Here is a 14,464-nt window from a genome sequence, read left to right on the forward strand (position 1 = left end):
ATTGGCGCAAAACTCGGCACGCATGCGTCAATCGTTTCATATCGACATCAACTCGTGTCCGAACTTCGCCTCGCGACGGGTTGTGCAGACCATCCCTAGGCCTTCTGCAATTGACTGTCGGTAGAGCGTGCGACAGCCATTGTCCCAGTCGACGCCGTCTTCAAAAGTAACTTTCGGCATCCCGATCTCGCGGAAACGCACATAGCCGGCCTGCTTCAATGCACTGGCGTAGCTCTCGAAGAGAGCCTGACCCTCTCCGGGCAAATCCCAACCAAAACGAGTTTCGTAGCGCGACAACTCTTTCTTCTCGGGATTAAAGCCGCTGAAATGAAAAAAGACGAGTCGATGGAGCACGCCCGCCTGATCTTCCATGCACCAGTGATAGTCATGTATCCGGGGACTACGTTCGTGAAGATTCCAGTAGGCTGCGTTGTAGCCAATGTGCCTCAGTACGGTGGCGTTGGAAACGATTAGTGGCGCGAAGTCCATCCACTTCTGATCCGTGAACACACCTGTGCGAACGTCTTCAAAGCACCAAGTCCGTAGTTTTTGGTCCCACCAATCCAGCAAAACATGAATGCTCGCGGTATTCCGCATTGCCGCAAAGCCTAGGTTGTAGGTGCCCGCGCGAAGGATGACGAGATCGTCTGGCATGCGTCCATCATTTGGCAGGGGAGACAGGAGGTGCGGTGTCAGCACCAACTCAGGATTGGTCGTGCCTTCACCCCAAAACTGGTCGATCCTCTCAAAGAGCTTAAGGTCGGGATCCAAATAGACAGCCTGCTCGCTCCCACTGTCGAAGACGTATCGAAAGCAGGCGGGCTTTACGCTCGTGGCGAACTCGAGAAGGCTGTAGTGGCACCGCAGATGGTTCCACTCACGCCGTTCGAAAACTTGCCTTGCGGGAATAATGAGCAAGCTGTCCGGCAGGTCGACGCCCGCGGGAGCCTCGTCGATCAAAAAAACAATTAGCGGAGTGTCAGGGTGGTATTGCCTGACCGATGCTCCAAGAACAACTGCTTGGGCCAGATAGTTGCTCGCGCAGATTGTGAAAAGAGAAAGCTTCGTCATCAAGGGTTTCAATAGGCCAAAGAGGCTGCGCTGCCTCGGAGACTTTGGCAATGCGAACCGCGACATACAAGTCGCAAGGTAGTTTACGCATGCATAATCCGGCCGGGCCTGACCGTTGACTCAGGAAGATGAAAAAACTATTAGCCAGACATGATGCGTAATACGAAAGCGTTCAAGTCTGCTCGTTGCATGGCATGTGGAAGTTGAGCACTCCGTCCAGGTTTCGAGATTGCACGATCGCGCTGCTAATTGCGTTTGCAGCCTTCCTGGTCTTCAATGCCAACGGCCGTTTGATCTCTGCCGGGGATACATACGCTGCAAGATTCTTGCCGTTTTCACTGCTGCGCAATCACACGGCCCTTCTCGATCCGATTGAGCGCTCGGTGGCTATGGGCCGGGTCCCACCCGCTGCCATAGGCGAGGATGGCTCGGCATACTGGATCTTGCGTGGCCGTCACGGTCAGCTGATCTCGAAGTACCCGCTCGTCGTACCGCTCGTTGTCACGCCGTTGTATATACCAGCGGCGGTCTATCTCGAGTCCATCGAGTGGGATCCGCACATCTACGACAAGGTCGCCCGTGTCATGGAGAAACTGTGCGCGGCCCTGATCACCGCCGCATCGGTTGGACTCCTTTTTCTACTTCTGCGGCGCCGCGCAAGCCTGCGCCTTTCACTATTTCTGAGCGTGGTCTATGCGTTCGGAACTACGACATGGGTGATCAGTAGCCAGGCGTTGTGGAGCCATGGGTGCGGTGAGCTGCTGATCACCGCGACGATGCTCTTGATCACTGGGCGCTGCACGGTAGGGCGCGTGGCCGCCGCTGGCTTTTTGTGTGCGCTCATTGCAGCGAACCGCCCACCCGACGGTGTCCTGGCTGTCGCCCTTGGCCTGTCCGGCTTACTGTGGGCGGGCCGACGGTGGGTCTGGTTCATCGCTTTTGGTGCAATTCCTGTTGTGCTGATCCTTGCGTACAACTTAGGGGTTGTGGGACACATAGCGGGTGCGTATGCACTGCGGATTCACGACAGCGACTTCAACGACGACATTGCCGCCGGATTGGCTGGCCTGCTGTTCAGCCCCACCCGTGGACTTTTCGTCTTCTCTCCATTCCTGTTGTTTGTTCCGTGCTTCATCTTGTGTGCCATTCGCGATCGCTCGAACCGAACGTTGACTGTGGCTTTGTGCACCGCGATCGTTGTTCAGCTCCTCGTTTACGCCCACGTCGATTGGCGTCAAGGTGTGAGCTGGGGCCCGCGCTGGCTTACGGACATCGTGCCGCTGCTGATCTGGATGCTTCCTCCCATACTCCAAAAGCTGTCTCGTCCTGGGCTGACAGTATTTGGTGTTGCCTGCGCTGTGTCGATCGCTGTTCAGGCCGTCGGAGCGTTCTGGTACACAGGTGCTGTCGATTCGGCCTTGCTCACGACCAAGGGCAAGGACAGGATGCGGCCAATGTGGGATTTCCGGAACGCCGCCTTCGTTGCCGAACTGAGACATCCGCCAGCAGCTGCCGATTTGCTGCGTGACCTGCAAGGCAATATTGACCTTGTTGAGTTGGTGGAGCAGGTTGTTCAGGACGATTCGGATGGCGCACAGATCGTGCGCCAGCTAGATGTCGCCGGTTGGGCGCTGTTTGACTTGCGATCCCCGAAAGATGTCGCCGTGCTGCTAGACGGCCAGGAGGTGGCCGGCACCAGTCAGTTTTTTGAGCGGCCGGATGTGGTCAAAACTCTGGGCCAGAAGAATCATGCTGGATGGCGCCTTAGAATCCCTGCGGAACAACTCACGCCGGGCTTCCATCGTCTGTCTGTCCTAGCCCGCGCCGACTCCGGCGGAGAAGTGCGTGTCCTGCGAGATCGCTCCTTCGTGGTGCCGTTTCAGCAGTTACTCGATCCTCACGAACGACTTTTGAAGTATGCCGCTGGCCAGGCGATCGAGCGGATCAAGCATTCGCAGCAGCCCGGCGGTTACTGGCTCACTACGTTCACCAGGAGCGCACACTTTGAAAAACCCACGCTCGAACTCAACACATATCTCAACGCGGTCATGCTGGATGTCCTGAAGCCTTTTACCGATGACTTGAGATTGCAGGAATCACTACAAAAAACCCGAAAGTTCTTGAGTACCCAGATCGAGCCTGATGGTTTGGTTCGCTATCACGGTAGGCCGGAAGCAACGACCATCGGGGTACTGGGTTGTGCCATCACACCGGACTCGGACGACACCGCGTTGGCATGGCGAATGGCGCCGCTGGAGAATCGGGAAGATCTTCAGAAGGCGCTGCGTGTCATGCGTAGCTTCCGGACCCCCGATGGTCTTTACCGCACATGGCTGGCACAGCGCAGAGACTATCAGTGCCTGGATCCTGGTAAGGAATCCAATCCAGCGGATATCGGAATCCAGATGCATATCCATATGCTGCTGGCCCAGCAGGATGCCGCGGGAGCAAAGCAGCTGTGCGAAGCACTAATGCGCCGCGTTAATGACGACTCCGTCTGGGTCTACTACTCGGGAGCTCCCTTAATAATCATCTTGCGGCTCTCCGAGCTGCACCGGGAAGGTTGTCCGCTGGTTTTTGCACAAGAGCGCCTGAAACCCCCGGAGCCGGAGCAGGAAATTTGGAGCCGTATGGCCTTGCTCTTGACGGAGATCGAAAGCGGTGCATCCAAGCCGGAGTCAAGGGCCGAAGCGCAGCAACTCTTGCGAGACGTTGCATCCAATGGTTTCTCAAAAGCATTCACGAACCCTCCGCTTCTGTATCACAACGACATGACCGGTACTGTGCGCCGCTTTTATTGGTCGGAGGTGCTGGGCTATGCGTTGTGGCTGAGGCTCTATCGTGCTCTTTCGGCTACTAAGGACAGTACTGCCACAGTGAGCGCAGCGCTACCGGACGCTCACCGGTGAGGCGGATTGAACCAAGCCTGCTGCCAAAGGCGCCGAGGCCTGCCTCGTTCTGGCGTCTGTTGTCATGCATCCGCTTCGACGAGGTCTGCGTGTTGCAGGGCGCGCCAATACTCGGGGCTTGTTTCGCGATGGCCAACTTCGGGCAAGTCACTCTGCGCACCATCTGCCTGTTGATCGTTGGAAACTTGTGCCTGGTCGCGCATATTTTTGTCGTAAATGATTGGGCTGGCCTCCAGGGCGACCTCAAGGATCCCCATAGAGGATATCGGACCTACCTGGCTAGCGGTGAAAGCGACGTTCGTATGGTCTGGATGGCCTGGAGCCTGCTTGGACTCACAATCTTGATCTTTGGCCTGATAGGTGCAACGCCACTTTGCATCGCAATAGTCATCGCGATCCTGAGCGCGGCGTACTCGCTTCCCATGCCCAATGGCAAAGGCGTTCCAGGACTGAATTCGGCGCTCCACCTGCTTGGAGGCACCTTGCACTTTCTGCTTGGCTATGCATCGCTTGCAGCAATTTCGCCTCACGCCGTGGCCATTGCGTGCTATTTCGGCCTTGTGTTCGCAGCCGGGCATCTGACCCATGAGACGCGGGATTACGAAGGCGACCGGCGCAATGCGATTCGAACCAACGCCGTCGCATTTGGTAAAAACTTTGCGTTCTTGGCCGGACTAGCGATGTTCATCGCCGCCTACGGGTTGCTGGCGATGCTGGCCTTTCAGAGGGCAGTGCCAATGGTGATGGCACTGGCAGCCCCCTTGCTTTTGATCCACCTTCTGGCGGCTTGGCGTGCCTGGCATGCGGGCCTGGATTACAGCGGCGTCCGCCGCCTCCAGTCTGTATACCGGAACATCCACGCACTCATCGGCCTGGGAATGCTTGCCAGCGTTCCGCCTTGGTAGCCGCAGCCTTGAAAAACCAGCAAACCACGTCCTCCGCACATCGGCATGAGATGCTTTCCATCGTAATTCCCATACTCAACGAACTTGAGACCCTTCCCAGGGTGCTCGCTGCTGTCTCTCAAGTTCTTCCCTGCGTCCCGAAAGAGATCTTGCTGGTCGACGATGGCTCGTCGGATGGAACGCGCGAGTGGCTGTTACGGGAAATTCCTGAAGGAAAGCGCCTGTTTTCAGGCATTACCGTTGACTCCCAAGGACAGCTCACGTGGTTGCATCAATCCGGTGAGGCAGAGCTCGTTGTCCGGGCGTTCTATCACGAACGAAACCGAGGAAAGGGCGCGGGCCTGCGCACTGGTTTTGCTGCCGCCACGGGTCAAGTCATCGTTGTTCAGGACGCAGATCTCGAGTACGACCCGGCGGACTGGCATTCGATGTATGACCTGATCGCGATTCAAAAACGTGCGGACGTGGTCTATGGCTCGCGGTTCGCAGGTCGGCGTGCAGGGCGTGCGACGTTCATCTCCGTTTGGCAAGCCGGCGCGAATTGGTTGATTTCCGCGATATTTAGTTTGCTTTACGGGACTTGGCTGTCCGACGTGGAGACGTGCTACAAGATGTTTAGCAGTGAAGTGAACGACGCATTGAACATCACTTGTAACGACTTCGGTTGTGAAGTTCAGATCAGCGCCCAGATCGTTAGGGCTGGCTCATGGCGGATCAGCGAAGTACCGGTTGGTTATCGTGGTCGAACTGTTGAGCAGGGCAAAAAAATAAACTGGCGGGATGGCCTGAAGGCGCTCTGGTATTTGGTGAAGTTCCGTTTGTCCAACCAACGCGCCGCAGGTCTGCAGAGTCCCCCTTCTGCTAGCTTTGACGCTTTTAACTGCAGCGTTGCACAGCAACGAGGAGTTGCTGATTCGGACGCTTCTCGAAGCGCACGCGTAAATTTGAGTCCAGAGGCGCAGAGCAATGCCTAATCTGCATTCTTATCCAGCGTACACGGCGAAATTGTGCAGGCGCGGCGACCCAGTGGCCCAGCGTCGTCACTCATGAAAGTTTCCGTATTCGGTGCAGGTTATGTCGGACTCGTCACTGCCGGTTGCTTGGCCGACATCGGGAACGAGGTGATTTGTCTGGACATCGACAATCGTAAATTGAAGATGTTGCAAGCAGGAATTATTCCGTTCTTCGAACCAGGATTGCCGGAACTCGTTGCGCGAAATTTCGTTTCTGGTCGATTGAGGTTCAGCGGCGACGTCGAAGCGGCAGTGCATCATGGTGAGATCATTTTTATCGCTACCGGGACGCCTGCAGGGCTGGATGGCAGCGCGGACCTAGAGTCGCTATTTACTGTTGCAAGGGATATTGCCCACTACATGCAGCGCTTCACTGTGGTTGTGCAAAAGTCCACAGCGCCGGTGGGCACTACAGCGCGCCTGCGGGCGGTTATCGAAGAAACATTCCGAGCACGTCCAAAGGCCCATGATGTAGGGACTGAGCCATCTGCGGCCTTCGCGCCGTTCGACATCGTCGCCAACCCAGAGTTTTTAAAGCAGGGCGATGCGATTGGCGACTTCATGCGTCCAGACCGCATCGTGATCGGGAGCGAGCCTGGGGAAAAAGGCAAGGCAGCACGGGACACGATGTTTCGCCTATATGCGCCGCTCAAACTTCGACGCGACCAATTTCTCAACATGAATCCAGCGGCTGCCGAACTTACTAAGTACGGCGCCAATGCGATGCTCGCCACACGCATCAGCTTCGTGAACGAGTTGGCCAACCTTGCTGAGTCGCTGGGAGTTGACATTGACGATGTTCGGCGAGGCATAGGTTCGGATGCCCGTATTGGCATGCACTACCTTCAGCCCGGAATCGGCTATGGTGGCAGCTGCCTGCCGAAAGACGTTCGCGCGCTGATCCACGCTTCTTCCGCACAGGGCCTGCACATGCACCTTCTCAAAGCGGTCCAGAAGGTCAACGAACAGCAGCCAGATGTCCTCGTTGAAAAAATCGTCCGGCAGTTTGGCGAAGACCTTCGCGGCCTGACGTTCTGTGTCTGGGGACTTGCATTCAAAGCTGGAACCGATGACATGCGAGAAACGCCGAGTCGAGTAGTGATCAAGTCGCTTCTTGTGCGCGGCGCGGAAGTCGTCGTGCATGACCCGTCGGCTATGGACCAAGCGAGACTGACGCTTCTGGCTGGATTGAGCTTGGAGCCTGATGCCGATATTCGCCTGCGATACGCTGATACACCTATTCATGCAGCAATCGGTGCAGATGCGCTTGTAGTCCTCACCGATTGGGATGCCTACAGGATCCTGGATCTTGCGGAACTCAAGTCCGCCCTTCGAAAACCGCTGGTTTTTGACGGCAGAAATCTCTTTGATCCATCAATCAGTTCAGCAGGCTTTGTCTATCACGCCATCGGGCGCTGAGGCATTTGCCAATGATGTCCGTACCTGTTTCATCACAGCGCATCCTTGTTACCGGTGGGGCGGGGTTCGTTGGCAGTCACCTGTGCCGCCGTCTCCTTGATATGGGCCACCGTGTCTTGTGCGTGGACAACTTTTCGACTGGAGCGCGGCGCAACGTTGCGCGCCTGCTAGCCAATCCACGCTTCGAGTTACACGTACACGACATCACCGTACCGCTCGATGCGGCGGCAAGTCTCATTTACAACCTGGCGTGTCCGGCGTCGCCAAAGCACTATCAGTCAGATCCCATCCACACCATGAAAACCAGCGTGCTGGGAGCGCTGAATATGTTGGAACTGGCAAAGAGAAATAATGCACGCGTCCTGCAGGCGTCCACCAGCGAAGTCTACGGAGACCCTACGGTTCATCCGCAGCACGAAAACTATTGGGGCAATGTAAATCCCGTGGGGTTACGGAGCTGCTACGACGAAGGCAAACGCTGTGCTGAAACACTCTTCTCGGACTTTCACCGACAGCATGATGTTGATGTGCGGATCGCAAGAATCTTCAACACTTACGGTCCTGGTATGCAGCTCGATGACGGGCGCGTCGTTTGCAATTTCGTCATGCAGGCCCTGACAGCTGCGCCGCTGACCGTCTACGGCGATGGGCTTCAAACTCGATGTTTTTGTTTTGTCGATGATTTGGTGGATGGCTTGATTCGCTTAATGGATTCTGTGCACTGCACAGCAAAGCCTGTCAATCTCGGAAATCCTGCCGAGATCACTGTACGCGACTTGGCCGCACTAGTGATTGAGATGACGGGTTCGCCATCGAAAATAAGATTCGAGCCTCTGCCTTCCGACGACCCGGTTCGGCGAAGGCCTGACGTTGACAGCGCCGAACAATCGCTGGGATGGAAAGCGACGGTCGGCCTTAATGAGGGGCTACGACAAACGATTGCATATGTCAAAACTGTACTTTCTGAGTCCGGCTCAGAACACGACTAGTTGTTGCCGTCGCAACGCGAGCAATGGCATCGCGATGCAACTGCGCGACTGCTCAACGTGACTGTGTGAGCAATCAAGAGCGCCGATGCTGTCCGCGCCGAAATAGAACTGAGCCACTGGGGGTGCGGCGGAATTCTTGGACTACCTGAAAGTGGTTCATGTATTCCTACGAAGATTGAATCCGAGCAGTCGAGCTCTTCATCATGAATCGCCCCGGGATTGAACTGACCCCCAGAAGTTGGAAATTGTGATCCCGCCGATCAGGCGGTGTTTCTCAACCGGTATTGAACCGGGCTAAGCTTCACGCCCGCTTCGAGCTCATCAACGTCGCCAAGGTTTTCAAGGTGGAAGTACTCCGCCTTGAGGGTGCCAAAGAAGCTTTCGATCACAGCACAGTCAAAGCAATTGCCTCTTCGGCTCATGCTTTGCGTTACCCCGCGATGCGCAAGCATCGCCCGGTATGGCTGCATTTTGTAATGCCAGCCTTGGTCTGAATGTACGGTCAGTCCGTACCGGAGACCACGTCGAAGACAGGGCGCCTGGCCATGCGGTGCGCAATGGTCTCGCGGTTGTACAAGTCTATGCAGGCCGACAGATAGAGCTTCTGCCCGTTCACGTTGAACTCGGTTATGTCGGTCGCCCATTTCTCATTGGGAGTCTTCGCGAAGAAGTCTCGCTTCAGGACGTTTGGCACGTGCACATCGCTGATTTCAGGGGCGTGCCGAGAGCGCTTCCTCGCCCGAATCAGCGCGCGCAATCCCATCTCCTTCATGAGGCGCTGGACGCACTTGTGGTTGACAGACACCCCCAGCGAATTGCGCAGCGCTGCCGTGATTCTTCGGTAGCCGTAGCGGCCTTTATGTTCACCCTAAACGGCGCGAACCTTTGCCTCCAAGCCGCTTGGCTCGATACGCTGGATCGCGTTGCACTGGTAGTAGAAAGTGCTGCGCGCAAGCCCTGCTGCCCGCAGCAGGGCCGCCAATTTGTGGTGATGCCTCAATCCGAGTATCAAGCGCGCTTTGTCGGCGCAAGCGATCTTTTCGCCCGGATCAAGGCGTGCACTTTTTTTAAGTACGCGACCTCAGCGCGCAGTCGCTCGTTCTCTTCGCGCAGGGCGTCCGCCGAATCGGGGATGGCCTCGGGCGGTGTCTCTGAGCAACGTCGTTCTGGCTTCGTATCTGGCTTTGGCATGGTGTTCCCCAGAGCTTGCGCGTCGCCCTCAGCAATGTCGCGTCGCCAGACCACAACCTGGTTCGGATTGCGGATGTCATAGAGGGCGGCGACCCGACGGCTGGACAGTCGTTCACGGTCCTGATGTAACAGAACCTGCAGATTGAATTCCGAACTGTATGCGCCGCGCTTGGGGCGTAGACCGTCGATGCCGTGGAGGCGGTAGTGGCTCACCCAGGTACGGATTTTCTCCTCGGGCACTTTCCACCGCCGCGCCAACAGCTTTGCGCCGCCTTCACCTTCTAGAAAGCTATTGACGACCTGGAGCTTGAACTCTGTCTCGTACTTCTCCATAGGACTCCTTAAAGTTCGTCCAACTTCTGGGGGTCAGTTCAAAGCCGGGGCGATTCACTGAGGTCGTCGTGCTTCCGCAGCTCATGGCCACTTCAATCCAAAACTTCCCGGCCCACTTACCCCCAGAAGCAACCTCTGCGTAGCCCTCGTCGCCGCCACATAAAACACCCGAGCAGCCTCCTGCTCGTCTTCGCCCTGCGCTGGCATATGCCCCACACCCGGCAGCGCCACCACCGGAAACTCCAACCCCTTGCTGACCTTCATGGTCATGACCTGAATGGCGTCGGCGGCCGGGTTGTAGTCGCCTGATCGCTTGCGCAGGTTGAAAGGCAACTTGCGCTGGAGCAGTGCATCCGCGCACAGGTCCATGGTTTTCCAGTCCGCGCACAGGATGGCCATGTCACCCCAGGCGTGGCCTTCCTCGTGGGCGTGGCTCAGCTGGTCGGCGATGGCGAATGCTTCTTCGCGCAGGCTGGGCAGTTTGATGAGGATGGGCGCTTGCCCGTCGCGTCCGCAGCTGATGGGTTTGAGCAGCGGTATGCCGTCGTCGTCCTTGTCGTCCGCGGTCAGCAGGTCGGCCGCAATCAGGTTGGCGGTTTGCAGAATCTGCCGCGTGTTGCGGTAGTTGATTTTCAGGATGGTGGTGCGCCCCTGCGCCTGCACGCCCACGCTCTTGAAGCTGAATTGCTTGCTGCGTTTGCGCTCGTAAATGCTTTGGGCGTCGTCGTAAAGCAGCAGTAGGCTGTTGGTGCTCGGGTCGACCATCTGCGTGACGAGCTTGAGCCACTCCGACGCGAAGTCGTGACCCTCATCGATGAGCACCGCCTGGTATTGGCCGCTGGGAATGTGCTTCTGCTCCACGCCGCGAATCACGCGCTGCACAAACTCTTCCATCAGCTGTGTCGTGCCCATCTTTTCGGTGGGCAGCAGGTTGTAGGTTTTGAGTTGGTCGCGGCACCATTTATGAAAATGGCGCACATGCACGTTGTCGGCCAAACCTTTGGCGTCCATCACGCTGGCCAGCTTCACACCCAGCGGCTCGTTGAAGCACAGGATGAGGATGGGCTTGCTGGTCGGCGTGCAGGCCTTGGCCAAATACTCGGCGCGGTAGCCGAGGATCATGGTCTTGCCGGAACCGGCCACGCCGTGGATGACGCGGTGACCGTCGCCCAATGACCTGGCCAGTTGCTCCTGCTGCAGGTCCATCACCCGCATGATGTCGGGCAGTTCGGCGTCGGCGTCACCGTCGTCGAACAGCACCCCGCTTGTTTGCACGCGCACTTCGGGGAAAAGAATCCACCGAACCCGATCGAGTTGCGGCAGCGACATGGCGCCGCGCATCATGAAAGGGAACATGCCCCACATGCGGCTCTGCAAATCTTCGGGATCCACTTTTTCGAGCATCTCGTCGCTGCAGATCACCTGGTTCGGCTCAATGATCTGGTCGAGCTGGCCGTCAGTGAATTGCTTGCGCGTCATGTTCGGAAACACGACCCCATAGCTCCACGGGAAAATCAGGCCGCCTTGATGCTTGCCTTCTGGGTGTACGAGCTGAGCATCCCTTTTGAGCGCATCCACCACGGCATGCGCGTGCTGTCGGGCCTGTTCTGCCGGATTGGGGAGCGTCTTCAACACGCCATCGATAAAGACCTGCCAACTTTGTTTGTTGGCATGCTGAATGGTCTTGGGGCTCCAGTCCTTCACCTCCAGGATCAAGATCCCGCGACGCGGATGCATCACTACAAAGTCAGGGTGCAGGTGCTTGGGTCCGATGGGCACGTCGTACCAGAGCAGGTAGTCGTCTTCGAGCTTTTGCTCCAGCCGCTCGGCCAGGCGTTTTTCGCCACCCGTCATGCGCGATGCGCAGCTGCCTATCGCCGGAATAAGAGTCGCCATCGGTGCCGCGCGTCTTGTTGCAATGATTTACACAAATCATGCATCACTTGGGCGCGTGGGCTGTCGTCTACATGCCGAACGGGCAATCAAACAAGGGTTTGTACGGCGTTCTTCACATTGAAGCTCAGCGCTTCTTCGCGCCGAAGATACCGCCCAGCACGCCACGCAGGATTTCCTTGCCGACCGATGTGCCCATGGTTCGCACCGCCGAGCGCGCCATGGTTTGCGCCAGGCCGTCGCGCCTGCCGCCACGGGGCCCGGTCGATCCGAAGAGCAACTCGTTGAGGCCGCCCATCAATCCGCCACCGGCGGTATCGGGTGCGGCAGCGCCGCCCTTGTTGCCCGGAATCGTCACAGTGCCGGCGCCGCCGCTCGCAGCCGGCGCCCCCGGCGCAGTTTCCGCGTGGCCCTTCAGCTTTTCGTACGCCGATTCGCGATCGACCGTCTTTTCATAAACGCCCGCCACCAGAGAATTGGCCAGCAGCGCCTGCCGTTGCGCCGGCGTGATCGGCCCGAGCTGGCTGGCCGGTGGCAGCACGTAGACGCGCTCGGTGACGCTCGGTCGGCCCTTGTCGTCGAGCAGGCTAACCAGCGCTTCACCCACCGCCAGTTCGGTGATGGCTTTCTCGATGTCGAGCCCCGGCTTCTGGCGCATCGTCGTAGCCGTCGCCTTGACGGCTTTCTGGTCGCGCGGCGTGAAGGCGCGCAGTGCGTGCTGCACCCCGTTGCCGAGCTGCGCCAACACCGAATCCGGAATGTCCAGCGGGTTCTGCGTCACGAAATAGACACCGACGCCTTTGGAGCGCACCAGCCGCACCACCAGCTCGATGCGCTCGACCAGCGCCTTGGGCGCTTCGTTGAACAGTAAGTGCGCTTCATCGAAAAAGAAGGCGAGCTTGGGTTGCTCCGGGTCGCCGATCTCGGGCAGCTGCTCGAACAACTCCGACAACATCCACAACAGAAAGGTCGCATAGAGCCGCGGCGAATTCATCAGCTTGTCGGCCGCCAGAATGTTGACCACGCCCTTGCCATCGACGGTCTGCATGAAGTCGGCGATGTTCAGCATCGGCTCGCCGAAGAACTTGCCGCCGCCCTGCGTTTCGATCTGCAGCAGGCCGCGCTGGATGGCGCCCACGCTGGCCGCGCTGATGTTGCCGTACTCGGTGGTGAACTGGCTCGCGTTCTCGCCGACGTGCTGCAGCATCGCGCGCAGGTCCTTCAAGTCGAGCAGCAGCAAGCCGTTGTCGTCGGCGATCTTGAAGACGATGTTCAGCACGCCGGCCTGCGTCTCGTTGAGGTCGAGCATGCGGCCGAGCAGCAGCGGCCCCATGTCGGATACCGTGGCGCGGACCGGGTGGCCCTGCTCGCCGAACACGTCCCACAGCGTGACCGGGCAGGCCAGCGGCGTGGGCGCATCGAGCCCGCGCTCCTTCAAGGTGGCCGCCATCTTGTCGCCGATACGGCCTGGCTGGCTAATGCCCGTGAGGTCGCCCTTGACGTCGGCCATGAACACCGGCACGCCAATGTTCGAGAGCTTTTGCGCGATGGTCTGCAACGTGACCGTCTTGCCGGTGCCGGTGGCGCCGGTGATGAGGCCGTGTCGATTGGCGAGCGCAGGGAGCAGGGCGCACTCGATGGTGTCGTGGCGGGCAATCAAAAGAGGGTCGGCCATAGGCACTCCGGGGTCGTATCGATGCGACAGTCTAGCGAAGGCCCCCTCCTATAATTAGGGGCACTTTGTTGCCTTTGTAGAACAGTTCCGGAGCTCCCTTTTGTCATCGATTGCACAAACCCCCATTCCCGCCGTTGGCGATGCTTCTTCGGAACAAACGCCGCTCGAAGCCGAGCTGGCCGTGTTGCTTGTCGAATCCCTGAATCTGGAGATCGCACCGGCCGACGTGGCGCCCGACGCGCCGCTGTACGGTGAAGGCCTGGGACTCGACTCGATCGACATCCTCGAAGTCGCGCTGGAAGTCTCGCGGAAGTACGGCTTTCAGCTGCGTTCCGACGACGAGCGCAACCAGCAGATCTTCACGTCGCTGCGCACTCTTGCGACCCACGTCGCACAGAATCGCAGCGCTACCTGAAGCCGATGTCGAGGTGGCGGCTGGCGCTCCTGCTGGTGGTGGGCGCTGCCTACGCAGGGCTGTCGCACTGGATGATGCTGTTTCATGCGGCCGAACCGTGGGCCGTGGTGGTGCTGCTCGTGCCGCTGTGGCTGACCGCCCTTGGCCTGGCTGCGGCGCGCGTCGGCAAGTGGGCCCTGCTCATCGTCGCGGCCGTCGGCGCCGCATTGTTCGTGCTGGTGTTGCGCGGCGAGGCGGGCGACCCCAACCGGCTCTACGTGCTGCAGCACGCGGGCATCAACTTCGTGCTGTGCATCTGGTTCGGCAGCACCCTGCGCGGTGATGGCTTGTCGCTCATAGGCCAGTTCGCGCAGCGCGTGCACGCGATCGTGCCCGGAATGAAGCGCTACACCGATCAGGTCACCTTGGTATGGACGGTGTACTTCGCGCTGATGGTTGTCGCCTCGGTGGTCGTCTACCTCACGCTGCCGTTTTCAGCCTGGTCGTTGCTGGCCAACGTGTTGACGCCGGTGAGCGTGGTGTGCCTGTTCGTCGGCGAACATTTCATGCGCTACCAACTGCACCCCGAGTTCGAACGCACCCGCATGATCGATGCGGTGCGAGCCTTTTATGGTGCGCCTGTCGACAACGGCGCGCCGCGATGAACAGTAC

The 14,464-nt window shown here is 58.5% G+C and carries 10 protein-coding genes and 1 pseudogene; 7 read left to right on the forward strand and 4 right to left on the reverse strand.

Annotation, left to right across the window (positions count from 1 at the left end; genetic code table 11):
- Window positions 1-36: 36 nt before the first annotated feature.
- Entirely contained in the window at window positions 37-1,071 is a 1,035-nt protein-coding gene (locus tag RCH10_RS18540; RefSeq protein WP_409053528.1) for a hypothetical protein, read from the reverse strand.
- 203 nt (window positions 1,072-1,274) lie between these two features.
- Here RCH10_RS18540 and RCH10_RS18545 point away from each other — a divergent pair, with 203 nt between their 5' ends.
- From RCH10_RS18545 to RCH10_RS18565, 5 genes are all read left to right on the forward strand, one after another.
- On the forward strand, window positions 1,275-3,980 hold the full coding sequence (locus tag RCH10_RS18545) for a hypothetical protein (RefSeq protein WP_409053529.1): 2,706 nt from the start codon (window positions 1,275-1,277) through the stop codon (window positions 3,978-3,980).
- Window positions 3,981-4,039: 59 nt separating this feature from the next.
- Complete coding sequence (locus tag RCH10_RS18550; RefSeq protein WP_409053530.1) at window positions 4,040-4,885, forward strand: UbiA family prenyltransferase; 846 nt, start codon at window positions 4,040-4,042, stop codon at window positions 4,883-4,885.
- A 50-nt stretch (window positions 4,886-4,935) separates the two neighbouring features.
- Entirely contained in the window at window positions 4,936-5,859 is a 924-nt protein-coding gene (locus RCH10_RS18555) for a glycosyltransferase family 2 protein (protein WP_409053531.1), read from the forward strand.
- 72 nt (window positions 5,860-5,931) lie between these two features.
- Window positions 5,932-7,317, forward strand: coding sequence for a UDP-glucose dehydrogenase family protein (locus RCH10_RS18560; RefSeq protein WP_409053532.1), 1,386 nt, complete (start codon window positions 5,932-5,934; stop codon window positions 7,315-7,317).
- A gap of 14 nt (window positions 7,318-7,331) precedes the next feature.
- Entirely contained in the window at window positions 7,332-8,306 is a 975-nt protein-coding gene (locus tag RCH10_RS18565; protein WP_409053650.1) for a UDP-glucuronic acid decarboxylase family protein, read from the forward strand.
- Window positions 8,307-8,566: 260 nt separating this feature from the next.
- Here RCH10_RS18565 and RCH10_RS18570 read toward each other — a convergent pair.
- From RCH10_RS18570 to RCH10_RS18580, 3 genes and pseudogenes are all read right to left on the reverse strand, one after another.
- A pseudogene (locus RCH10_RS18570) lies at window positions 8,567-9,830 on the reverse strand (IS3 family transposase).
- An 81-nt stretch (window positions 9,831-9,911) separates the two neighbouring features.
- Window positions 9,912-11,726, reverse strand: coding sequence for a 3'-5' exonuclease (locus RCH10_RS18575; RefSeq protein WP_409053533.1), 1,815 nt, complete (start codon window positions 11,724-11,726; stop codon window positions 9,912-9,914).
- A 124-nt stretch (window positions 11,727-11,850) separates the two neighbouring features.
- On the reverse strand, window positions 11,851-13,398 hold the full coding sequence (locus RCH10_RS18580; protein WP_409053534.1) for a helicase HerA-like domain-containing protein: 1,548 nt from the start codon (window positions 13,396-13,398) through the stop codon (window positions 11,851-11,853).
- A 100-nt stretch (window positions 13,399-13,498) separates the two neighbouring features.
- Here RCH10_RS18580 and RCH10_RS18585 point away from each other — a divergent pair, with 100 nt between their 5' ends.
- Complete coding sequence (locus RCH10_RS18585; protein WP_187052146.1) at window positions 13,499-13,813, forward strand: phosphopantetheine-binding protein; 315 nt, start codon at window positions 13,499-13,501, stop codon at window positions 13,811-13,813.
- 5 nt (window positions 13,814-13,818) lie between these two features.
- Window positions 13,819-14,457, forward strand: coding sequence for a hypothetical protein (locus RCH10_RS18590; RefSeq protein WP_409053535.1), 639 nt, complete (start codon window positions 13,819-13,821; stop codon window positions 14,455-14,457).
- Window positions 14,458-14,464 lie beyond the last annotated feature (7 nt).

Origin of the sequence: Variovorax sp. GrIS 2.14 (assembly GCF_046115955.1) — a bacterium.
In the GTDB taxonomy this organism is placed as follows: domain Bacteria; phylum Pseudomonadota; class Gammaproteobacteria; order Burkholderiales; family Burkholderiaceae_C; genus Variovorax.